At 72.0% G+C, this 21,242-nt stretch carries 20 protein-coding genes; 7 read left to right on the forward strand and 13 right to left on the reverse strand.

The window, feature by feature from the left end:
* Positions 1–167: 167 nt before the first annotated feature.
* From B4N89_RS31235 to B4N89_RS31255, 5 genes are all read right to left on the reverse strand, one after another.
* Positions 168–1,148 (reverse strand): hydroxyacid dehydrogenase, encoded by a 981-nt coding sequence (locus B4N89_RS31235; RefSeq protein WP_078980629.1) that lies wholly within the window; start codon positions 1,146–1,148, stop codon positions 168–170.
* A 71-nt stretch (positions 1,149–1,219) separates the two neighbouring features.
* Positions 1,220–2,044 (reverse strand): carbohydrate ABC transporter permease, encoded by an 825-nt coding sequence (locus B4N89_RS31240; protein WP_078980630.1) that lies wholly within the window; start codon positions 2,042–2,044, stop codon positions 1,220–1,222.
* A 128-nt stretch (positions 2,045–2,172) separates the two neighbouring features.
* Positions 2,173–3,078: a carbohydrate ABC transporter permease gene (locus B4N89_RS31245; RefSeq protein ID WP_078979847.1), complete on the reverse strand. Its 906-nt coding sequence runs from the start codon at positions 3,076–3,078 to the stop codon at positions 2,173–2,175.
* Positions 3,079–3,300: 222 nt separating this feature from the next.
* The gene (locus B4N89_RS31250) at positions 3,301–4,635 is read right to left on the reverse strand and encodes an ABC transporter substrate-binding protein (protein ID WP_078979848.1); all 1,335 of its coding nucleotides are present in this window, start codon (positions 4,633–4,635) and stop codon (positions 3,301–3,303) included.
* 119 nt (positions 4,636–4,754) lie between these two features.
* Positions 4,755–5,939: a substrate-binding domain-containing protein gene (locus B4N89_RS31255; RefSeq protein WP_078979849.1), complete on the reverse strand. Its 1,185-nt coding sequence runs from the start codon at positions 5,937–5,939 to the stop codon at positions 4,755–4,757.
* A gap of 249 nt (positions 5,940–6,188) precedes the next feature.
* Between B4N89_RS31255 and B4N89_RS31260 the strand changes: the two genes are divergently transcribed.
* A complete protein-coding gene (locus B4N89_RS31260; protein ID WP_078980631.1) occupies positions 6,189–8,129 on the forward strand; it encodes a DUF2264 domain-containing protein in 1,941 nt (646 codons plus the stop codon).
* Positions 8,130–8,142: 13 nt separating this feature from the next.
* Here the strand turns inward: B4N89_RS31260 and B4N89_RS31265 are convergent, their stop codons facing one another.
* From B4N89_RS31265 to B4N89_RS31275, 3 genes are all read right to left on the reverse strand, one after another.
* A complete protein-coding gene (locus B4N89_RS31265) occupies positions 8,143–8,811 on the reverse strand; it encodes a class I SAM-dependent methyltransferase (protein ID WP_078979850.1) in 669 nt (222 codons plus the stop codon).
* A gap of 220 nt (positions 8,812–9,031) precedes the next feature.
* Positions 9,032–9,622, reverse strand: a complete 591-nt coding sequence (locus B4N89_RS31270; RefSeq protein ID WP_078979851.1) for a lytic polysaccharide monooxygenase auxiliary activity family 9 protein — start codon at positions 9,620–9,622, stop codon at positions 9,032–9,034.
* Positions 9,623–9,848: 226 nt separating this feature from the next.
* The gene (locus B4N89_RS31275) at positions 9,849–10,577 is read right to left on the reverse strand and encodes a FadR/GntR family transcriptional regulator (protein WP_078979852.1); all 729 of its coding nucleotides are present in this window, start codon (positions 10,575–10,577) and stop codon (positions 9,849–9,851) included.
* A 153-nt stretch (positions 10,578–10,730) separates the two neighbouring features.
* On the opposite strand from B4N89_RS31275, the gene B4N89_RS31280 reads away from it, so the two are divergent.
* From B4N89_RS31280 to argS, 4 genes are all read left to right on the forward strand, one after another.
* Positions 10,731–11,285, forward strand: a complete 555-nt coding sequence (locus B4N89_RS31280) for a gluconokinase (RefSeq protein WP_078979853.1) — start codon at positions 10,731–10,733, stop codon at positions 11,283–11,285.
* Entirely contained in the window at positions 11,282–12,679 is a 1,398-nt protein-coding gene (locus B4N89_RS31285) for a gluconate:H+ symporter (protein ID WP_078979854.1), read from the forward strand. The genes B4N89_RS31280 and B4N89_RS31285 overlap by 4 nt, the downstream gene beginning before the upstream one ends.
* Before the next feature lie 105 nt (positions 12,680–12,784).
* Positions 12,785–13,393: a TetR family transcriptional regulator C-terminal domain-containing protein gene (locus B4N89_RS31290; RefSeq protein WP_078979855.1), complete on the forward strand. Its 609-nt coding sequence runs from the start codon at positions 12,785–12,787 to the stop codon at positions 13,391–13,393.
* Positions 13,394–13,460: 67 nt separating this feature from the next.
* Positions 13,461–15,182 (forward strand): arginine--tRNA ligase, encoded by a 1,722-nt coding sequence (argS, locus tag B4N89_RS31295; protein ID WP_078979856.1) that lies wholly within the window; start codon positions 13,461–13,463, stop codon positions 15,180–15,182.
* A gap of 119 nt (positions 15,183–15,301) precedes the next feature.
* Here argS and B4N89_RS31300 read toward each other — a convergent pair whose 3' ends face one another.
* Positions 15,302–16,120 (reverse strand): hypothetical protein, encoded by an 819-nt coding sequence (locus B4N89_RS31300; protein WP_078979857.1) that lies wholly within the window; start codon positions 16,118–16,120, stop codon positions 15,302–15,304.
* Between the two features lie 4 nt (positions 16,121–16,124).
* On the reverse strand, positions 16,125–16,799 hold the full coding sequence (locus tag B4N89_RS31305) for a papain-like cysteine protease family protein (protein ID WP_078979858.1): 675 nt from the start codon (positions 16,797–16,799) through the stop codon (positions 16,125–16,127).
* A 237-nt stretch (positions 16,800–17,036) separates the two neighbouring features.
* Between B4N89_RS31305 and B4N89_RS31310 the strand changes: the two genes are divergently transcribed.
* Positions 17,037–17,972 carry a hypothetical protein gene (locus B4N89_RS31310; RefSeq protein ID WP_078979859.1) on the forward strand — a complete coding sequence of 312 codons (936 nt, stop codon included), beginning with the start codon at positions 17,037–17,039 and terminating at the stop codon, positions 17,970–17,972.
* 30 nt (positions 17,973–18,002) lie between these two features.
* Here B4N89_RS31310 and B4N89_RS31315 read toward each other — a convergent pair whose 3' ends face one another.
* Positions 18,003–18,953, reverse strand: coding sequence for a DUF6114 domain-containing protein (locus B4N89_RS31315; protein ID WP_101897388.1), 951 nt, complete (start codon positions 18,951–18,953; stop codon positions 18,003–18,005).
* Between the two features lie 63 nt (positions 18,954–19,016).
* The gene (locus B4N89_RS31320; protein ID WP_235619018.1) at positions 19,017–19,673 is read right to left on the reverse strand and encodes a DUF6230 family protein; all 657 of its coding nucleotides are present in this window, start codon (positions 19,671–19,673) and stop codon (positions 19,017–19,019) included.
* A gap of 375 nt (positions 19,674–20,048) precedes the next feature.
* Between B4N89_RS31320 and B4N89_RS31325 the strand changes: the two genes are divergently transcribed.
* Complete coding sequence (locus B4N89_RS31325; RefSeq protein ID WP_078979861.1) at positions 20,049–20,249, forward strand: hypothetical protein; 201 nt, start codon at positions 20,049–20,051, stop codon at positions 20,247–20,249.
* 61 nt (positions 20,250–20,310) lie between these two features.
* On the opposite strand, the gene B4N89_RS31330 is transcribed toward B4N89_RS31325, so the two are convergent.
* A complete protein-coding gene (locus tag B4N89_RS31330) occupies positions 20,311–21,240 on the reverse strand; it encodes a TIGR03619 family F420-dependent LLM class oxidoreductase (RefSeq protein ID WP_235619019.1) in 930 nt (309 codons plus the stop codon).
* Positions 21,241–21,242: the final 2 nt, after the last annotated feature.

A 21,242-nucleotide genomic window follows, 5' to 3' on the forward strand; every position in this document is an offset into this window, starting at 1 on the left:
CGGTCGAGGGGGCCTTGCAAGTGCGTCCGGCGGGGGCCGGAAGGTGTGGCTCGGGTTGGCTTGTCGGGTGGCCTCAAACGCCGGCCGGGCTGAAAGGTGGCTCCAGACGCCGACCGGGCTGAGGGTGGGCTCGAACAGGGTTTGGGTGTCGGGTGGGTGGGACGGGGTCAGGCTGAGCGGGTCAGGCTGGCTGGTTCCACCTCGTGGGCGAAGGGTTCGCCCCTGGTGTAGCGGTCCAGTTCGTCGAGGGCCGAGGCGACCATGCGGCGGAGTTCGCCGCCGAGGGAGCCTGCGATGTGCGGCGTCAGCAGCACGTTGGGCAGGTCGTAGAGCGGGGACGCGGGCGGGAGGACGTCGGGTTCCGTGACGTCGATGACCGCGTCGAGGCGGCCTGCGACCAGCTCTTCCGTGAGGGCTTCCTGGTCCACCAGCGAGCCGCGGGCGGTATTGATCAAGGTGGCGCCGTCCCGCATCAGGGCCAGCCGGCGGCGGTCCAACAGGTGCCGGGTGGATTCCAGTTCGGGTGCGTGCACGCTGACCACGTCGGATCGGCGCATCAGTTCGTCCAGGTCCACCCGTCGCGCGCCGAGCGCCTCGGCCTGATCGGTGGTCACGTACGGGTCGTGCAGCAGCAGTTCGAAGTCGAACGGGCGCAGCAGTTCGAGCACGCGCCGGCCGATCCGGGACGCGCCCACGATCCCGATGGTGCGCCGGTAGTTGCCGAATCCGGGGAACCGGGCGTCCCAGTCGACCAGGCGCCGCTCCGCGCGGTAGGCGTCCCGGATCCGCAGCACTCGCTTGTTGGCGAACAGCACGGCGGCGACCGTGTATTCGGCCACCGGCAGCGCGTTGGCCGCCGCGCCGGAGGAGACGATCAGGCCGCGGGCCCAGGCCGCGTCGGTCAGGTGGTGCTTGACCGATCCCGCCGCGTGCACCACGGCACGCAGCCTCGGCGCACGGGCCAAAACCGCCTCGTCCAGGGGCGCGCTGCCCCAGCAGGTGAACAGCACCTCGGCCTCGGCCAGCGCGGCGGCCGCGTCGGGGGCGGCGAAGTCGGCCGCGATCAGGTCCAGGTCGACCTCGGCGAGCGCGGCCAGTCGGGTCCGGGCCTCGTCGTCCAGGATGCGGGCGGCCACGGCCGGGTCCATCGCGAGCAATACCCTCGGTCGCCGCCGTTCCGGGCCGCCGAGTCGGGTGGTGGTGGTACTCGTGCCGTCGGTCACTTGACGCTCCCCGCGGACAGCCCCGAACGCCAGTGGCGCTGGAGCGAGACGAAGGCGACGACCAGCGGGACGACGGCCATCAGGGATCCGGTGATCACCAGCGGGTAGAACTCGGGCGACGCGTGCGCGTTGGTGTTCCACGAGTACAGGCCCAGGCTCACCGGGTAGAGCTTTTGGTCGGAGAGCATCACCAGGGGCAGGAAGAAGTTGTTCCAGATCGCGGTGAACTGGAACAGGAAGATGGTCACGAAGCCCGGCATCATCATCGGCAGGGCCACCGAGCGGAAGGTGCGGATCTCGCCGGCGCCGTCCATCCGGGCCGCTTCCAATACCTCTCCGGGGATGTATCCGGCGCTGAACACCCGCGCCAGGTAGACCCCGAAGGGGTTGACGATCACCGGGATGAACACCGCCCAGAAGGTGTTGACCAAACCCACCTTGGAGGCGAGCAGGTACAGCGGCAGAGCCACCGCGGTGGTGGGCACGAGTACGCCGAGCAGCACGCCGCCGAACAACTTCTCCTTCCCGGGGAAGTCGAACTTGTCGAACGCGTAGCCGGCCAACACGCTCACGAACGAGCCCAGGGCGGCGCCGACGCCCGCGTACAGCAGGCTGTTGAGGTACCAGCGCCAGTAGATCCCGTCGCTCTCGTTGTTCACCGCCTTGACGTTCTCGGTGAAGTGGAATCCGTCGAACGCGAAGCCGTCGCCGCCGAACAGGCCGCCCATGTCCTTGGTCGCGGCGATCAGCAACCAGGCCAGCGGCAGCAGCATGTAGAGGGTGGCCAGGACCAGGGCCCCGTTGACCGCCATCTTGGACATCAGCGCCTGGGTGGCGCGGCCCTTGGCGCGTGGGCGGCGGGCCGGTCGATCTGTGCGGGCGGGAGTCGGCGCGGGCGTGTCGGCCGCGACGCCGCCCGAGTGCTCGCCCGAGTGCTGCACGGTGGTGCTCATGCGGTCCTCCGTCCGGACGACAGGCGGGTGACGCCGAACGACAGCGCCGCGGCGAACACGGCCAGCAGCACCGAGGCGGCGGCGGCCAAGCCGAAGTCGTTGGCGCGGAAGGCGGCCGAGTAGGCGTACATGTTGGGCGTCCAGGAGCTGCCGACGGCCGGATTGGCGTCGCTGAGGATGGACGGCTCGGTGAACAGTTGCAGCGAGCCGATGATGGTGAACAACATCGTCATGGCGACGGCGGCGCGGATCATCGGGATCTTCACCGACACCGCGATGCGCACCGGCCCGGCCCCGTCGACGGTGGCCGCCTCGACCACCTCGCGCGGGATCGCCTGGAGCGCGGCGTAGAAGATGATCATGTTGTAGCCGATCCACTCCCACGTGGCGATGTTGACGATCGAGAACAGCGCGGTGTCCGAGGCCAGGAAGTCCCAGTGCAGACCGCCGGATTCGAGCAGGTCGATGATCGGGCTCAGACCGGGGGTGTACAGGTAGACCCAGATCAGCGCGGCGATGATGCCGGGCACCGCGTGCGGCAGGAACAGCGCGAGTTGGAAGAACCTGCGGGCCCGGGCCAGCGCCGAGTCGAGCAGCAGCGCCAGCACGAGTGCGGCGCCGACCATGATCGGGATGTACAGCAGGCAGTACAGGCCGATCGCGATGAAACCGTCGCGGAACTTGTCGTCGCCGAGCGCGTCGGCGTAGTTGCCGAGGCCGGTGAACACCCGTCTGGTGCCGCCGAAGCCCAGGCCCGAGGTCTTCTCGGTGAACAGGCTGAGCCAGATCGCGTACCCGATCGGCACGATCATGGTGGCGATGAACAGCACGTAGAACGGGGTCAGGAACAGGGCGGCGGTGGTCTTCCGGCGCCGGCGGCCGGCGCGCAGGGATGTGTTCATGGAGTGGAACTGCTTCCTGGTGGCGGTCCCCCGACGCGCGACGGCGCGGCGCGTGTCGGGGGCCTGCGGATCTCGGATCCGGAATCGTCGTCGCCGGGCGGGCCCGGCGCGAGGCGTCGACGGTCGGTCGGGCGGCGGACCGGATTCGGCCGGGTGCCCGACCGCGACTCGGTCGGCTGCTCGACGGGGATTCCGTCGGCCGCTCGAACGCGGTTCGGTCGGCTACTTGACCGAGATGCCGCGCTTCTTCAGTTCCTCGACGGTGGTCTTCTGGGCCTCCTCCAGGGCGCCCACGATGGTGCCGCCGCTGGAGAGCTTGCCGAACTGGTCCTTGAGGATGGTGTTCGTCTGCGTCATCGACGGACCCCACGTCCAACCGGCGCCGACCTTGCCGGCCGCGTCGGTGAACAGCGGGTAGATGTCCTGCTTGCCGAAGTAGCCGGTGTCGAAGAACTGCGAGGCGGTGGGCACCAGTTCGGTGGCGGCCGGGTAGGCGCTGGAGGTGCCGGAGGCGATCCGCGCGGAGATGCCCTCCTTGGTGGTGGTCATCCACTCGATGAAGGTGAGCGCGGCCTTGCTCTTCTTGCTGTCCTTGCTCACCGCGAAGGTCGAGCCGCCCAGCATGGCGTTGGAAGGGGTGCCCCAGTCGGGCAGCGGCGCGACGGCCCACTTGCCGGCCAGGTCGGGCTGGCTGCTCTTGAGCACGCCCGCGCTCCACGAGGCGCCGACGATGCCCACGGTGCCGCCGCTCTTGAGGTCGGCGTTCCACTGCTGGCTGAACGAGGGCTGCACGCGCACCAGGTCGTCGGAGACCAGCTTGTTCCAGTACTCGCCGACCTTGCGCGAGTTGGGGTCGGTGAGCGAGACCTTCCAGGACTCGCCCTCGGTGCCGAACCACGCGCCGCCGGCCTGCCAGGTCAGGCCGGCCATGGTGCTGGGGTCGTCGGGGTAGAAGGTGCCGATCCGGGCGTTCGGGTCGGCCTTCTTGACCTGCTCGGCGGCGGCCCGGTACTCGTCCCAGGTCTTGGGCACCGCGATGTTGTGGTCGGTGAAGAAGTCCTTGCGGTAGTACAGCGCCATCGGCGCGGCGTCCAGCGGCACCGCCCAGGTCTTGCCGCCCAGTTCGGTCAGCTTGTTGACCGACGCGGGGAACTTCGACTTCAGTCCGGACACCTTCGAGGTGATGTCCTGCACCGCGCCCTGGCTGACGAAGTCGGGCAGTTGCGGGTACTCGATGGTCAGCACGTCGGGGGCGTTGCCCGCCTTGACCGCGTTGGACATCTTCGCGTAGCCGCCCGCGTTGCCGGACGGGATCTGCTCGTACTTGACCTGGATGTCGGGGTGCGACTTGTTGAACGCGTCCACCACCTCCTGGGTGCCCTTGGTCCAGGACCAGAAGCTCAGCTCCTGCTTCTGCCCCGGGGCACCGCCCGCGGCGGGACCGGCGCCCGTGTCCTTCTTCTTGTCGTCGTCGCCACCGCCGCAGGCCGTGACGAGGCTCAGGGCAGTGACTATGCCGACGAGAGCCGTGCCGAGTCGGATGGATGTGCGCTGCATGGATGCTCCTGGGTCGAACCTGCATCGAAGGCGATAGCGAGCATCATTCGTTCAGGAGCGAACAGCGTCAAGAGCAAATGAACAATCGATGAAAAACGAAACTCGCAATGATCGTTCGATCACACAGGGGTTCGGTCGGTTTCGTTTGTTCGCGAGGGGGCGGCCGGGGTCGGTACGCCGGACAGGATCGCTCCGGCCGGCTCGGTCGGCGCGTCCGGGTCGGCCGGCTCGGTGGTCGCCCGCAGCCGCAGCCTCGGCACCAGCGAGATGTGCCGGGGCGCCCGCCCCTCGTCGCCGTCGGCGAGCCGCGCGGCCAGCAGTTCGACGGCGATCCGGCCGACCTCGTGCTTGGCCGGCGCGATCGCGCTCAGCGGCGGGTCGGCGAGCGCGGCCACCTCGTCGTCGTAGGCGATCAGCGCCAGGTCGCCGGGCACGTCCAGGCCGGCCGCCCGCAGCCGGGACACCAGCAGCAGCGCGTCCTGGTCGTTGTGCACAAGGGCAGCGGTGGCGGCGCCGGTACGGGCCGCCTCGATCACCCGCGTCACCGCCCGGTCGAAGCCGTCCGCGTCCTCGCCCGGATGTGGCGTCTCCACCCCGGCCGGATCCGGCGGAGTCAGCCCGAGCGCGGCCATCGCGGCGGTGTACCCGGCATGCACGGCGGGCGTGGTCGGGCTGCCCAACCGGGCCACCAGCAGGATGCGTTCGTGGCCGAGCGTACCCAGCCGGCGCACCGCCTGGGCGGCGCCGAGCGCATGGTCCGAGGCCACCCGGTCCAGGTGCTCGAGGCCGGAGCCGATCTCGGCGCGGCGCTCCACCAGGACCACGGGCACCGGCAGGCGCCCCATCCACGCGTCCTCGCCGCCCGGACCCGGCGCGCGCGAGGGGGTCAGCAGCAGCCCGTCGACGCCGCCGCGCAGGAGTTGGTCGACCTGGTCGCGGTCCTCGGCGGGCAGATAGCGCGAGATGCCCAGCACGAGCCGGCCGCCGATCGCCTCGACCGCGTCCCGGGCGCCGCGCACCACCTCCGGGAAGTAGTAGGTGGCGGACGGGACGAGCATGCCGATCGTCGGGCCCTCGTGCCCATTCGCGGGAGGCCGGCCGGGGGTGGGCGCGGCCGGACGCGCGTGCGGCAGCGTGGCGCCGCCGTGTACCCGCGCGAGCAGCCCGCTCGCCACGAGGGCGGTGACGTCGCGCCGCACGGTGACCAGGGAAACGCCCAGCTCCTCGGCGATCTCCACCACCTTGACGCTGCCCCGCTCGCGGGCCGTCCTGAGAATGAGTTCCTGCCGCTGTTCCGCCAACACCGTGGACGTCGTCCTTCCGAGTCGCGCACGCCTGCGCCCGGCGTGCCCCCCTGGCGTCCGGCTGCTGTCCGGCCGCCGCCTCAGCCTAGGGCATCGCCATTCGATTTTGATTGAAAAGGATCGTTCGATCAAACCGACTCTTGACCTGATCGATCGACCCCACCTAGCGTGTCGACGGCCGAACGGGTCGAACGGGTCGATCGGTCGGCGAGCACGCCGGACACCCCAGCCGCCGAGTCGAGGAGATCCGTGAACACACCGCACCCCTTCGTGCTCCCGCCGGAGGACCGCACGCTGAGCCCGTACACCGGCTGGACGCGCGCGCACTGGGAAGCGGTGGCCGACGGCCTGCTCGCGGCGGTGCGCCCGTACCGCTCCCCCGGCCGCGCGCTGATCACCCTGCCGGGCCGCACCAGCTGGTCGGGCGCACGCTCCGACGGCCTGGAGGGCTACGCCCGCACCTTCCTGCTCGCGGCGCTGCGCGCGGCCGGCGCGGCGGCCTCCGGCCGGCCCGTCCCGGCCGGACTGCTCGAGCCGTACGCCGACGGTCTGCGCGCGGGAACCGCCGCACCGGGCACGGCGGATCCGGAGTCCTGGCCGGCCGTGGTCGACCGCGGCCAGGCGATGGTGGAGGCCGCGTCGGTGGCGCTGGCCCTGCACCTGACGAAGGCGCACCTGTGGGACCGGCTGGACGAGCCCACCCGGGAGCGGGCCGCCGACTGGCTGGCCGGCGCGCTGCGGCACGAGCCGGTGGACAACAACTGGTGGCTCTTCCCGGTCGCGGTCGGCACGTTCCTTCAGGCGGCCGACCGGTACCCCGAACAGGCCCGCGCGGCGATCGAGCGCGGTCTGACCCGGATCGAGGACTGGTACGTCGGCGACGGCTGGTACACCGACGGCGCGGGCCGCTACTTCGACCACTACAACGGCTGGGCCCTGCACCTGTACCCGCTGCTGTGCGCGGTGGTGGCGGGCGAGCCGGTCGACGCGGTCCGGCGCGAGCGGCTGCGCACGTTCCTGACCGGCTACGGCCGCCTCTTCGACCGCGCCGGCGCGCCGCTGCACCAGGGGCGCTCGCTGACCTACCGGTTCGCCGCGGCGGCACCGCTGTGGCTGGGCGCGCTGGTGGACGCCACGCCCCACTGCCCCGGCACCACGCGGCGGCTGGCGAGCGGCGTGCTGCGGCACTTCCTCGATCGTGGCGCGGCGGGCCCGGACGGGCTGCTGTCCCTGGGCTGGTACGGCCCCGACCCGGCGACCGTGCAGTCCTATTCGGGCTCGGCGTCGCCGTACTGGGCGGCCAAGGGCTTCGTCGGCCTGCTGCTGCCCGAGGACCACGAGGTGTGGACCGCGCGCGAGTGCGCCGGGCCGGCCGAGACGGAGAGCGCCGAGACCGGCTTCGGGCTGCCCGGGCCGGGCCTGCTCGTCCACTCCGGCGGGGGCACGGCACGGCTGCTCAACCACGGCGCCGACCACCAGCCGGCCGCGCCGAGCGACGGACTCGCCCCCGACGATCCGCTGTACGCCCGCCTGTCCTACTCCGCGGCGACCGGCCCCACCCGTGCCGGCGACCTCGCGGACAACCACCTGGGCCTGGTCGTGGACGGTCGGATCACCGAGCGCGGCCGGGTCGAGCCGCTGGGCGCCGGGTCGGACTGGGCGGCCTCGGCACACGTACCCACGCTCGCCGGGAAGCCGGTACCGGACACCCGGGTCGTGTCGGTCGCCGTGGTGCGCGGTGCGTACGAGGTGCGCGTGCACCGGGTCCGGGCGCCGGCCGGCACGGCGGTGCGCGAGACGGGGTGGGCACCGGCGGCGGCGTCCGGCGCGGGCCTGCGCTCCTCGGTGGACGGGGTGCGGGCACGGGTGCACACCGACGCCGTACACGCCGCCCTCACCGGTCTGCTGGGCTGGGACCGGGCCACGATCCACCCGGCGCCGCACGGGACGGCGTTCGGCGAGGCGGCCGAGGTGCCCGCGCTCGACGGCGTCGCGACGGCCCGCCCGCTGGTCACCGCGCTGGCCCTGACCCGGGCCGACACCCCGCCCGGTCCGGCGCCGCGCGCGACGGAGACGGCGTCGGGCGCGGACGCCGAGTGGGGTGTGGACATCGGGTGGGGCGACGGCACCGTCGGCCGGGTCCGGGTGGCCGCGTCGGGCGAGTGCTCGGTCACCCACGAACCGGCCTGACGGCCGGGGAGGTTCAGCTCTTCGGCAGGCGGCGCACCATCAGCGTGTTGTCGACGCGGGTGACCGGCCGGCCCTCGGGGTCGTTCTGGACGCGCTCGTGCTCCTCGCTGCGCAGCACCTCCCATTCCCCGTCCGGGAGTTCGAGCGAGGCCAACACCTGGTCGGGTGTGGGGAGCGCCATGTCGGGCGTCGGGGCGGTCTCCCACGGCGGCAGTCCGCAGTGCCCGACGACCAGCAGCGCCCCGCCCGGGGCGACGGCCGCGACCGCCTTGCGCAGGATGCGATCGCGGTCGATGCCGGCGTGCGAGTGCAGGAAGTGCGCCGAGATCAGGTCGAAGTCGCCCTCGGGGAAGGTCTCGTCCAGGTTGTGCCACTGCCAGTCGACGAGGTCGGCGACCTGCGCCTCCTCGGCGTGGACGGCGGCCCGCTCCAGGGCGATCCGGGATACGTCGACGCCGGTCACCCGCCAGCCGCGCTCGGCCAGCCAGATCGCGTCGGCCCCCTCGCCGCAGCCCAGGTCCAGGGCGCGGCCGGGCGGCAGGTCGGCGGTCTCGCGGACCAGCGCGGCGTTCGGCTTGCCGCTCCAGATCCGCTCCTTCTCCGCGTAGCGCGCGTCCCACGACTCGGCGGGCGTGAGCGGGGCGGTCGACGGCTCGGCGGTCGAGGGCTTGTCGTCGGTCATCGCGGACGTCCTCCAGGGCGATGGCGGTGTGCCCGGTCGGCGGGACCGGGCGGGCGGCGCGTGGTCCGTCGCCCGAGCGCATGGTCCGCCCGACGGGGGTCGCGTGACAAACCTTGTTGCCGAGTCGGCAAACGGGGCCCGCCGGAGGAGGACACCGCGAACGCGCGTGGGCCGGTGGGCCGCCGAATCGCGGCGACCCACCGGCGCGTTCACGATCCGATCAGAACGTCACATCCGTGCACTGGTAGAAGGCGTTGCCGGTGTCCGCGATGTCCCAGACCGCGAGGACCACGGCCCGGCCGCTGCGCCCGCCGGGGACCGTGCCGGTGTGCGAGACGACGGAACCCGGCTGTACGCCGTTGTAGGGGACGGTCAGGAAGGGGGTGCTCTCCAACTGGGCCCGGGTGATCTTCTGGCTGGGCGACCAGCTCGCCTTGGTGATGAAGTAGCGGAACGACGTGGTGGCGTGCCGCGCGGTGAGCTTCCAGGTGAAGGTCTTGCTCGCGCCGGAGGCCAGCTGGGAGGTCGGCCACGCGCCGCCACGCGGGTCGTCCAGTTCGGCGAAGCGGCTGTTGCCGCCCGCACACAGGGTGCCGTCGGCGGGACCGCGGGTGGGGAAACCCTTGGGACCCTCGACGCTCTGCGGCTCCCACTGGATCTCGCCGCAGTTGGTGACGGTGCCGTTGGCGCAGTACGCGGCTCGGCTGGGCGGGCTGGTGACCCACCCGTGGCCGCTGGCGGTGCCGGCCAGGATCAGGGGAACCGAGACGGCCGGTACGGCCATCGCCGTCAGGATGGTCCTTGTACGCATGGAACTCTCCTTGGGGACGAGTGAATGCGAAGGACGTTCGAACGGTCCGGGTCCGCGTCGCACGCCTCATTTCACCGCGTGTTCACATCCGTATTACGTTCTTCAAGTTAAGAGGTCCAGACCAATCGGTCAATGGTTCGCACGCCGAGGTGGGCAACGAAGACCCTTTTGATACAGGGTGGTTGGTGATCTTCGGGGGGATATCGGGAGGTTGGTGCTCCCGACGTCAGCCGCGTCCGGCCGGTTGCCCGGACTCCGGTGCCAGCACCTCGAGTTCGGCCATCGCCCCGACGGTGATCTCCCGGGTCAGCCGCTCGGCGGCGGCCGCGTCGCCCTCGCGGATCGCCTCGGCGACCCGGACGTGCAGCGACACGGCCGGCGGGTCCGGGTCGGGGAACATCACGTGGTGGTGGGTGCGTCCGCTCAGCACCTCGGCCACCACGTCGCCCAGGCGGGCGAACATCTCGTTGCCGGAGGCGGTCAGGATCTCCCGGTGGAAGGCGATGTCGTGCACGAGGTACGCCGCCAACTGCCGGCCGCGCGAGGTGGAGACCATGCCGAGCGCGTGCTCCGTCAACGCGGCGCACTGGGCCGGCGTGGCGAACCGGGCGGCCAGCGCGGCGGCGACGGGTTCGATCGCCGAGCGCAGTTCGGTCAACGACCGCAGTTGACGCGGGCGGTCGGCGCCGGCCAGGCGCCAGCGGATCACGTACGGGTCGAAGACGTTCCACTGCTCGGGCGGGCGGACGGTGACCCCCACCCGCCGCCGCGACTCGACCAGCTGCATGGATTCCAGCACCCGTACGGCCTCGCGGACCACGGTGCGGGAGACCTCGAAGCGCTCTTCCAGCTCGTCGGTACGGAGCACCGTGCCCGCCGGGTGGGCGCCGGCCGCGATGGCGGGCCCGAGGGATTCCAGCACCTTCATATGCAAGCCCCGGCCCTCGTTCTCCATGGCGTCACCCTACTGGGCGGGGCCTCGCATGCCGATGAGATTATGTATGACTTAATTGCCTCGAAGGCTTGATTAAGTACTACCTATAGGTTTGGGTATGGGACGGCGCCCGCGCACGAGCCGGGCCGGCCGGGTCGAGACAGCGAGGTATCGATGAGCGCACCCCACGTCGTGGTCGTCATGGGTGTGTCCGGCACGGGCAAGTCCACCGTCGGTCGCCTCCTGGCCGCCGAACTGCGGGTGCCCTACGCGGACGCGGACGACTTCCACCCGCCCGCCAACATCGCCAAGATGTCGGCCGGGATCCCGCTGGACGACGCGGACCGCGCGCCCTGGTTGGACGCCATCGGCGCCTGGCTCGCCGCACACGCCGACACCGGAGGCGTGGTCGGCTGCTCGGCCCTGAAGCGGGCCTACCGCGACCGGCTGCGCCGCGCCGCGCCCGACGCGATCACCGTCCACCTCGCCGGCGACCGCGCGCTGATCGCCGAGCGGCTGCACGAGCGCACCGGCCACTTCATGCCGGAGACGCTGCTCGACTCGCAGTTCGCCGACCTGCAACCGCTGGAGCCGGACGAAGCGGGTGTCTCCCTCGACATCACGCCCGGCCCGTCCACCCTCACCGCCCGGGCCGTGGCCGCGCTGCGCCGCCTGGAGACACCACGCAATCCGGACACGCACCGGAATCGGAATCAGGGAACCCCATGAGCACCATCGACCTGCCGGCGCTGGCCGCGGCTCCGGCCGCGCCGATCACCTCGGCCGGACACGCCCAACTGGGCCTCGCCGTCCTGGTCGGCATCGGCGTCATCGTCCTGCTGATCGGCAGCCTCAAGCTGCACGCCTTCCTCGCCCTCACCATCGGCTCGCTCGTCCTCGGCGCGGTCGCCGCCGCGCCGATGGACAAGACGATCACGAGCTTCACCTCCGGGCTCGGCTCCACCGTCGCGGGCGTGGGCGTACTGATCGCGCTCGGCGCGATCCTGGGCAAACTCCTCGCCGACTCCGGCGGCGCCGACCAGATCGTGGACACCATCCTGGCCAGGGCGAGCGATCGCACCATGCCGTGGGCGATGGCGCTGATCGCGGGCATCATCGGGCTGCCGCTGTTCTTCGAGGTCGGCGTGGTCCTGCTGATCCCGGTGGTGCTGCTCGTGGCCAAGCGCGGCAACCACTCGCTGATGCGGGTCGGCATCCCCGCCCTGGCCGGCCTGTCCGTCATGCACGGCCTGGTCCCGCCGCACCCCGGGCCGCTCGCCGCGATCGACGCGATCGACGCCGACCTGGGCGTGGTGCTCGCGCTCGGCGTGGTGGTCGCCATCCCGACGCTGGCCATCGCCGGCCCGCTGTTCGGCCGCTACGCCGCCCGCTGGGTGGACATCGCGCCGCCCGAGCAGTTGACCCCGGAGCGGCCCTCGGAGGAGTTGGAGCGCCGGCCGAGCTTCGCCGCCACCGTGTCCACCGTGCTGTTGCCCGTCGTGCTGATGCTCGGCAAGGCCCTGGTCGACATCGTCGTGGACGATCCCGCCGACCGGGTCCAGCGGGTCGCCGACGTGGTCGGCTCGCCGCTGATCGCGCTGCTGTCCGCGGTGCTCGTGGCGATGTTCACCCTCGGCCGGGCGGCCGGATTCCGCCGCGACCGGCTCGCGACCACCGTCGAGAAGGCACTGCTGCCGATCGCCGGGATCCTGCTCATCGTGGGCGCGGGCGGCGGCTTCAAGCAGACCCTGGTCGACGTCGGCGTGGGCCGGATGATCCTGGACATCTCCGAGGACTGGTCCATCTCGCCGCTGCTGCTGGCCTGGCTGATCGCGGTCGCCATCCGCCTGGCCACCGGATCCGCGACGGTGGCCACCATCTCGGCGGCCGGCCTGGTGGCACCGCTGGCGGCGGACATGAGCACGACGCACACCGCCCTGCTCGTCCTGGCCGTGGGCGCCGGGTCGCTGTTCTTCAGCCACCTCAACGACGCCGGATTCTGGTTGGTCAAGGAGTACTTCGGGATGAGTGTCGGTCAGACGATCAAGACCTGGTCGCTGATGGAGACGATCATCTCGGTGGTCGGGGGCGGCTTCGTACTGCTGTTGTCGCTGGTGTTGTAGCCGGCGGCATAACCTGCCAAAGGTCTGGACCAATCGCTCGATGGGCGCCGCCGCGCCCGGCTCCGGGTCCGCCACAATCGCCCGGTCAGGCCGTAGGCTGCCGGTATGTCGGGTCCCCGGGATGCAGCTCGTGACGAGGACCGGGTGCGCGCCGCCGCCTTCCGGCTGGTGGTCGCGGGCGGCGGCGCGGCGGTCGCGCCCGAACTGGTGGCCGCCGAACTCGAACCCCCCGTGGCCGACCTCGGCCTCGCCGACGCCGACGACGTCCTGCTCGCCGCCGTGCACTGGTCGCACCGACGCATCGCCCGGCGCTTCTTCGACCTGACCGCCGGCCGCTTCGGCCTGGCCGCGCTGCGCGAGGGACTGGCCGATCTGCTCCCGCTCGACGCGGACCGGGTCGACGAAACCGTCCTGGAACTGGCCGTCTGGCACCGGGCCCGGGTCTGCGCCAAGGTCGCCGAGAACAACCGGCGCGAACGCGGGGACCTGAGCGTGATCGTGCGCGGCGTGCTGGCCGACGCCCGCGACGACGGCGAACTCGTCGACGGCGTCGACGTGGACACCGCCGCCGCCGGCCTGCTCGCGCTGATCGACGGATTGAGCGTGCACGTCCTGCTCTACCCCGAGCGCATGTCGGCCGAGACCGCCGCCCGTACGCTCACCGCCGAACTGGACCGCATCACCCGTCCCGCCCCGCCCGCCGAGGGCCGCTGAACAGCCGGGTGCGCCGGCGCCGGAAATCCAGGTGAACGAGGGGCGCCGGGTCGGCTAGCTTCCGGGCATGGTCAATCCGGAGAAGCTGCTCATCGAGCGGCTGGCCCCGGCGTTCGCACAGGTCGCGGGGACACCCGTCGATCCGTCGATTCGCCGCGGCCGGCACGCGGACTTCCAGTGCGACGGGGCCCTGGGTCTGGGTCGACGACTGAGCCGCGACGCGCGTGAGGTCGCGGCCGACGTACTCCGGCGGGCCCGACTCGACGACCTGTGCCCGACGGCCCGCGTCGCCGGACCCGGCTTCATCGAACTCGACCTCGACCCCGTCCGACTCGGCACACTGCTCGCCGGCATCGCCGCCGATCCCCGGCTCGGCGTGCCCCGTACCGACCGCCCCGAGACCGTCCTCGTCGACTACTCCGGCCCCAACACCGCCAAGGAGATGCACGTCGGCCACCTGCGCTCGACCATCATCGGCGACGCGGCAGTGCGGATCCTGGAGTGGCAGGGCCACACCGTGCTCCGGCGCAACCATCTCGGCGACTGGGGCACCCCGTTCGGCATGCTCATCGAGCACCTGCTCGACGTCGGCGAGGCCGAGGCCGCGCACGAGTTGTCGGTCGGCGACCTGACCGGCTTCTACCAGTCCGCCCGCCGCGCGTTCGACGCCGACGAGGCGTTCCGGGAGCGCTCGCGCAAGCGGGTGGTCGCACTCCAGGCGGGCGACCCGACGACGCTGCGTCTGTGGCACGTGCTGGTCGCCGGGTCCAAGGCGTACTTCACCGCCGTCTACACCCGTCTGGGCGTGCGGCTCACCGAGGAGGACTTCTTCGGCGAGAGCCACTACAACGACCGACTCCCTTCCGTGCTCGCGGAGTTGGCCGAGGCCGGGCTGTTGCGTGAGAGCGGGGGCGCGCAGTGTGTCTTCCCCGACGGCTTCACCAACCGCGAGGGCGAGCCGCTGCCGCTGATCGTGCGCAAGAGCGACGGCGGCTTCAACTACGCCGCCACCGACCTGGCCGCCCTTCGGCAGCGCGTGCGCGAGGCGGGCGCGACCCGGCTGCTGTACGTGATCGGCGCGCCGCAGCGCGAGCACCTGGAGATGGTCTTCGCGACCGCGCGGTCCATGGGCTGGCTCGCCTCGCCCACTCGGGTCGAACACGTCGACTTCGGCTACGTGTTGGGCGACGACGGCCGGATCCTGCGGACCCGGGCGGGCGCGTCGATCAAGCTGGGGGACCTGCTCGACGAGGCGGTGACCCGGGCGCGAGCGGTGATCGCCGGGAGCCCGGACCTGGACGCGGACACCCGGGCGGCGGTGGCCCGCGCGGTGGGCATCGGCGCGGTCAAGTACGGCGATCTGTCGGCGGATCGGCGCAAGGACTACCGCTTCGACTACGACCGTATGCTCGCCTTCGACGGCAACACCGCGCCGTATCTCCAATACGCCCGGGTCCGGAGCCTGTCGATCCTGCGCCGAGCCGGCGTCGAGACGCCGGGCGTCGGCGTCGTCCCGATCCTGGGCGAGCCGGCCGAGCGGGAGTTGGCCCTGCGCCTGCTCGCGCTTCCCGAGGTGATCCAGGAGGTGGGCGCGTCACTGGAGTTCCACCGGCTCACACGGTACCTGTTCGGCCTGGCCGGCGCGTTCACCACGTTCTTCGAAAGGTGTCCGGTACTGCGCGCGGACTCCGGGATCCGCGACTCCCGGCTGGCCCTGTGCGACCTCACCGCCCGCACCCTGGCCCTCGGTCTGGACCTGCTCGGCATCGAGGCGCCCGACCGGATGTAGCGCACGCAGCGCGAAAGGGCCTTCCCGGCAGGGGAGTCGGCGGGGGTGGAGACCCGACTCACCGACGCCGGGAAGGCCCTGCTCACGCCGCCGGCAACCGCACCGGCGTCGGCCCGGGTTCAGGAACGGCGCCGCCGCACCCGCACCACGGCGCCGCCCACACCCGCCACGCCGAGCAACCCGGCCGCGGCGAACGCGGTGGGCGCCACGCCGAACGGGTCGCCGCCGGCACCGGACCGCCCCGCGCCCGGGTCGGTGGGCCCGAAGCCGCCCGCCAACCCCTTCGCGTCGTAGCCGGACCCGGGCAACTTGTCGGCGTACGCCCGGTGTACCCGCCGCTGGTAGGCCGCGACGGTGGTCCCGCCCGCGCCGATCGCGTGCTCGGCGTCGGCGTTGAGCGGCGACACCCGGTCGCCGGCCTGTACGTACCAGGCGTTGATCTGCGGCTCGCGGAAGACCACCCCGCCGGGCGCCAACCGTGCCCCGGCGGCGACGTAGCGGGCCTCGTCGTCACCCTCGGCGATGTTGACCACCTGCGGGCCCTGCGCGGTGTCGGCCGTCCAGACCGACGCCCGGCGGCCGTCCGCGGCGACCGCCGTGCCGGCCAGGAACTCCCGCCGGGCGATCGGTACCGCCGTCGCGCCCGGTCGGGCCGCGACGAACTCCGGGGACAACGTGTACACGGCGACCACGTCGCCGTCGATCCTGGGTGCCGCGTTCGGCGCCGCGAGCGCGCCGTCCCGGGCGAAGAACCTGGCCAGCGTGTCCATCGTGCCCGGCGCGGCGACCGCGTCCCGGGCCGCGCCCACGCTCGCCGCGTCCGGCGCCGGCGGCGCGGGAACGGATGCGGCGTGCGCGGCCTGGGGGGTGAGCGTCAGGGTGAGCGCCGCGGCCAGGGTGCCGGCCGCGAACAGACGCTTGATGGGGCCTGTGGTCATGGCGTCACGCTCCGATCCGGTAGAGCGAGTGGGTCCAGGAGAACTCGTTGTTGTCCACGTACCAGTTGTGCGACGCCCAGTTGTAGCGGGTGCTCGACGGCCACGGGTCGCCCCAGTAGACCCAGCTCTGCGCGGTGTCGTAGCCGTAGATCACGTGCATGTGCCCACCGCCGGACGACCATTGGATCCGGGTCTCGATCGGCCGGTTGGCGTTGATCTCGGTCTGTACGGTGCTGTACTGGAGCCAGCCGTTCACATAGGAGCCGGAGTTGATCCCGGCCCAGCGCAGTGCGTTCTGCACGTTGCCCAGATTGGCCTGGGAGTTGGGGCATTCGGTGTTCTGCGATCGGCCGAATGCCGCGTTGCAGAACTGGTTCTGGTTGTAGCCGCGGCCGTACCAGGTCGCGATCGTGTTGCCGGCTCCCGCCCAGCACCAGTTGCTCTTCTGCTGGGCCTGCATGGTGATGTTCAGCCGCTTGGCGCCGAGCGCGACCGGCGCCGCGACGTCGGTCGCGACGGAGGCCGTGGCGGAGCCGGAGCCGGAGCCGGCGGCGGGGGCGGAGGCGGAGGCCGCCGACGGGACCGCGAACAATGCGGAGAGCAGGGCGACCACGGCGAGGGTCACCGCGGCACCGCGCCGACCGGACGCGGGGCCCGTACCTGGGGACGTTCGAGTCATGGCGTTCCTTCCGTAACGGAGGGACGGGGGGTGGAACGTGGCGCGCGTCCGGACGCTGCAAGGTGGAGCATCGGGTGTTGTCGCGGTGTCTTTCAAGACGCTTCAATGCGGGGTGAAGCGGTGGTGTGAACGCCTCGACCGGCGTGTGAACGACGTGCGACCGGTCGACCGGGACACCTCGGCCGGGACCGCCGGCCCCGACCGGACGGCCGTGAACGTTCACAAGGGAGGCGAGCGATGTCGCGGACCGATACCCGACCCGATCCGGTCGAGGCGGAACTGGCGAGGGCGTTGCGCGCGGGCCCGTTCCATCTGGCGCTGCGCGCGGCGCTGGCCGCGCGCGGACTTGCCCTGCACCGTGTGCAGCACCGGCTGGCCCAGCGCGGCGTACACGTCGGAGTCACCAGTCTCAGCTACTGGCAGCAGGGCGCCCGGCGCCCGCGGCGCGCCGAATCGTTGCGCGCCGTAAGGGCGTTGGAGGAGGTTCTGGAGTTGCCGCCGCGTGCGCTGACCAGGCTGCTCGAACCGCCGACCGGCGAGCGCACCGCGTCGCGGCCGTACCGCGCGGTGGTCGAGGAGTCCGGCTCGCTGGGCCGGTTGCTCACCGATCTGGAGTCGCCGGCCGACGGCGGACTGCACACCGTCTGCCAGTTGGAGCGGGTCCGGGTCGGCCCGGCCCGCGAACTCCAGGGCCGTGCCTCGCAACACGTGGTGCGCGCACACCGCGACGGGGTGGACCGCTATCTCGCCATCCACGTCGGCGACCCGGGCTGCGCGCCCGAGCGGGTACGGGTGCGGGCGAACGAGAACTGCCGGGTGGGCCGGGTGCGGTGGAGCGCCGATTCGGCGGTCCTGGTCGCGGAGTTGTTGTTCGACGCGCGGCTGCGGGCCGGTGACACCTACGTGTTCGGCTACGGCTTCGAGGACGGCACGGGCGGACCGAGCAAGGAGTACACCCGCGGCTTCACCTTCCCCTGCGGGCAGTACGTCCTCCAGGTGCGCTTCGACCCCGCCGCACTGCCGGTGCACTGCCGCCGCTTCACGCAGAGCACGGCGACCGCACCGCGCACCGACCGACGCGACCTGACCCTGAACGGCCGCCACTGCATCGTCCATCTGGCCGAACAGGACGTCGGCCCGGGCCTGCTCGGCATCGGCTGGGACTGGACCTGAGCGGCGGCCGACCGCGACGGGCGGGCCCGTTCAGGTGAGCTTCAGGTCCGTGGTGATCCGGTCGGTGCGGACCAGTGCCTGTTCGGCGCGGACGTCGGTCATGAACACGAACGGCGGGATGATCGGCGGCAGTGGCAGGCCGTCGGCGGCGAAGTCGAGGCAGAGCAGGCCCTCGATACAGCCGTGCAGCCTGGTCAGGTAGATCCGCACGTGCCCGTCCAGGTCGAGGCGGGTGGTGTCGATCCGCATCCCCGGTCCGGCGCCGTCCCGGGTGGACAGCCGGTAGTCGCGCAGACGGGCCGAGTCCATGGTCAACACCAGTACGCGCAGCGGCCCGCGCGCGGTGTCGAGGGTGGTCACCCCGGCCAGGGCGAAGCCGACCGGGGCGAAGAAGCTCGCGGTGATCGTCGGGGGTGTGGCGCCGACGACGATCCGCTCGGCCGGCGGCGCGGCGGTGGTGCCGGTCGTGGTGGCGGCGGGCGCCACCGCTCCGGCCCGGCTCTCGCCCGGGCCGAGGACGGACGCGACGAGCAGCAGGGGCAACAACACGGCCATCGCCGCCGTCTCCGCCTCTGCCGCCCGCTTCGCCTCCCGCACCCGGTTCGGCCGCCACGCGACGCCCATCGCGCTGCCGAGCACGCCGAGCAGCATGCCGAGCAGGAAGCCGCCGAGGTTGGCCGCCACGAACGACGATATCGATACGATCATCGCGAAGATCCCGACGAAGTGCCGGTGTCGGGCCGCGAACCACATGAACAGCCCGGCGACGATCAGGATCACCCCGATCGCCAGGCTCGCGATGCCGGCGATGCCCAGGCTGATCATCACCGGCAGCGGGGACAGCGGGACGGCCAGGATCTCCAGGCCGCCCGCGATCAGGTACATCCCGCTCCAGAACGGCCGGGTGCGCCGCCATCGGCGCACCACCCGCCGCTCGGCCCGAAACGGCAGGTACCGGTCCAACCTCGATCTGGGCTCCATGTCGTTGCGTCCTCCGGAGGTGACGTGCGAGCGCGAGCGGCGGCCGCGGCCGTGGAATCGGGATCAGAAGCAGCCGGCGCCGTCGAGGCTCACCCCGACGCGCAGGCCCCGGAGGTTGAACGTGCCGCCGGTGGCCGACCACGCGTGCGATCGCACGCCGGCCACCGAGACGTCGCCCGCCTGGAGGCCGAACGTGCCGCGTTCGCCCTGCGCACCGGGCACCTTGTCCAGGGTGGACGCGTCGCGGCCGATCTCCACGGTGCCGAACTGCGCGTCGCCGACCAGGTCTTCGGCGCTGATGATCAGGTTCTTCGCGGTCACCGCGCCCGCGTCGCCGCCGGCGGTGAGCTTGAAGGTGATCGTCCCCAGCGGCGTCTTGACCTTGGCCGACTGGCAGATGTCGCTCAGCGTCGCGTCGCCGACGGCGAGCATGGAGACCGGGTGTCCCTTGCCGTCGAGTGAGGTATTGGTGCTCACGTAGGACGACAGGCCGGCGCTGCTCAGCTTGCCCGAACTCACCTGGAAACTGGTCCCGGACACCGCGAACGAGGCGGCCAGGGCGCCCTGTGCCATGGCCAGGGTGAGGACGCCGACCACGCCGAGACCCACCGCGCCGAGCGCCGCCGCGCGCCGCCAACTCGTGCCGCCCTCGTCGGTCTGCGCCGAGGGGCCGCCCGTACCGAGGTCGAGTTCCGATGCCGAGCCGTTTCGTGCGGACACTGTGTTCCCCTCTCGTGGGACCGGGCCGTTCACGAGTCGCCGAGACAACGCGTACGCACGCGAGTGGGCCGGGACGCGTCGCGGGTCATCGGGCGGGGCAAGCGGGGCGGGGCCGGATTTCGGTGCCGCGGGCGATGCCGTGGGACGCGGAGCGGAGCTGCCTTCGACGCTGTGCGTATATACCGTGCCGGGGCCGAGAGTAGGCGCTGTTTTGAATATAAGTCAACGGACTTTCGGGAACTTTCCGGCGTCGTCCACACGCGCCGAACGGGCCGCGCTCCGGGGTTCGGCGCGATCGGCGCAATACGCGGTGTCCGTTTTGTGCAGACCGGGTACTACCACCGATCTCCGATATCACGGCGAGAGAAGTGTGCGATGGAGATCGGTACGAAGGTCAGGGCGATCACGGCGCTCGGCGGCGGACTTCGTCAGGAAGTGCCCGAGAACGCGGAGGGCTGGGTGGTGGCCAAACTGTTCGGCGGCGACATCGAGGTCGCCTTCACCCTCCCGGGCCTGCTCGGCGGCACCCGCACGGTCAACGTCCCCGTGGACCCGATCCACGTGGCGCCGCTCTGAGCGGTCCGACGCGCGAAGACCCGCCCGGCGTGTGCGCGAACCCGCCTCGTGCGCGCGGGGCTCACATCGTCGCGACCCGCCGGACGATGTCCCGGCACAGCGCGCCCACTTCGGCCCGGTCGTCGGTGTACTGGGAGGGCTTGACGCAGATCGTGCCGAAGCCGCGCGCCAGTTGGCCGGGGATGGACTCCAGGGCGAGCGCGATCGGTGCCGGACTGTGCGCGTCCGGGAAGGTGGGCCGGATCCCGCCGACCATCTCCAGGGCGTCCGCATCGCGGCCGGCCGCGGTCAACGCGGCGCGCAGGTCGGTCAGTTCGGCGTCGGTGGGCCGGCCGAGCGGATGGAAGCCGTGGCCGTACCGGACCAACCGGCGCAGCAGCGCGGGATGTACCGAGCTGCCGCCGATCCACAGACGCGGGCCGGATTTCCGGTAGGGCTTGGGCACCAGGTAGGCGTCCTCGAAGCGGTAGTCCTCGCCGGCGAAGGAGGCCGGGGTGTCCCGCCACAACACCTCCCAGGCGGCCAGGTGTTCGTCCAGGAGCCGGCCGCGGCGCTGGAACGAGACGCCGAGCGCGGCGTATTCGGGCGGATGCCAACTCACGATCGGCTGCACCACCAGGCGGCCCTCGGCCAGCAGATCGAGGGTGGCCAGTTGCTGGGCCAGCGCGAGCGGGTGGCGCAGCGGCGCGATCACGCCGGCCGCGATCAGGCGCAGTCGGGTGGTCCGTGCGGCGATGGCGGCGAGCAGGAGCAGCGAGTTCGGCCACGGCGTCGCCGGGTCCTGGTTGCCGGGCAGGGCGTACTCGCGCGGGTTCGCCATCAGCCCGTCGATGTCCGAGCCGGGGCCGAGCACGATGTGTTCGCTGACCATGACGCCGTCGAACCCGGCGTCCTCGGCCTCCACCGCCATGCGGACGAGGGCGGGCAGGTCACGGGGGTCGGTCAGGGTCCAGTTCTCGCTGAGCACGAGGATCATGCGGGGCGCGGGCATGG

It is taken from the genome of Embleya scabrispora, assembly GCF_002024165.1.
Taxonomy (GTDB): Bacteria; Actinomycetota; Actinomycetes; order Streptomycetales; family Streptomycetaceae; genus Embleya; species Embleya scabrispora_A.

Coding starts and splice junctions, on each gene's coding strand:
- B4N89_RS31235 (WP_078980629.1), bottom strand. CDS start 1,148: ATGGACCCGGCCGTGGCCGCCCGCATCCTGGACGACGAGGCCCGGACC.
- B4N89_RS31240 (WP_078980630.1), bottom strand. CDS start 2,044: ATGTCCAAGATGGCGGTCAACGGGGCCCTGGTCCTGGCCACCCTCTAC.
- B4N89_RS31245 (WP_078979847.1), bottom strand. CDS start 3,078: ATGAACACATCCCTGCGCGCCGGCCGCCGGCGCCGGAAGACCACCGCC.
- B4N89_RS31250 (WP_078979848.1), bottom strand. CDS start 4,635: ATGCAGCGCACATCCATCCGACTCGGCACGGCTCTCGTCGGCATAGTC.
- B4N89_RS31265 (WP_078979850.1), bottom strand. CDS start 8,811: ATGACCGACGACAAGCCCTCGACCGCCGAGCCGTCGACCGCCCCGCTC.
- B4N89_RS31270 (WP_078979851.1), bottom strand. CDS start 9,622: ATGCGTACAAGGACCATCCTGACGGCGATGGCCGTACCGGCCGTCTCG.
- B4N89_RS31275 (WP_078979852.1), bottom strand. CDS start 10,577: ATGGAGAACGAGGGCCGGGGCTTGCATATGAAGGTGCTGGAATCCCTC.
- B4N89_RS31280 (WP_078979853.1), top strand. CDS start 10,731: ATGAGCGCACCCCACGTCGTGGTCGTCATGGGTGTGTCCGGCACGGGC.
- B4N89_RS31285 (WP_078979854.1), top strand. CDS start 11,282: ATGAGCACCATCGACCTGCCGGCGCTGGCCGCGGCTCCGGCCGCGCCG.
- B4N89_RS31290 (WP_078979855.1), top strand. CDS start 12,785: ATGTCGGGTCCCCGGGATGCAGCTCGTGACGAGGACCGGGTGCGCGCC.
- argS (WP_078979856.1), top strand. CDS start 13,461: ATGGTCAATCCGGAGAAGCTGCTCATCGAGCGGCTGGCCCCGGCGTTC.
- B4N89_RS31300 (WP_078979857.1), bottom strand. CDS start 16,120: ATGACCACAGGCCCCATCAAGCGTCTGTTCGCGGCCGGCACCCTGGCC.
- B4N89_RS31305 (WP_078979858.1), bottom strand. CDS start 16,799: ATGACTCGAACGTCCCCAGGTACGGGCCCCGCGTCCGGTCGGCGCGGT.
- B4N89_RS31310 (WP_078979859.1), top strand. CDS start 17,037: ATGTCGCGGACCGATACCCGACCCGATCCGGTCGAGGCGGAACTGGCG.
- B4N89_RS31315 (WP_101897388.1), bottom strand. CDS start 18,953: ATGGAGCCCAGATCGAGGTTGGACCGGTACCTGCCGTTTCGGGCCGAG.
- B4N89_RS31325 (WP_078979861.1), top strand. CDS start 20,049: ATGGAGATCGGTACGAAGGTCAGGGCGATCACGGCGCTCGGCGGCGGA.
- B4N89_RS31330 (WP_235619019.1), bottom strand. CDS start 21,240: ATGCCCGCGCCCCGCATGATCCTCGTGCTCAGCGAGAACTGGACCCTG.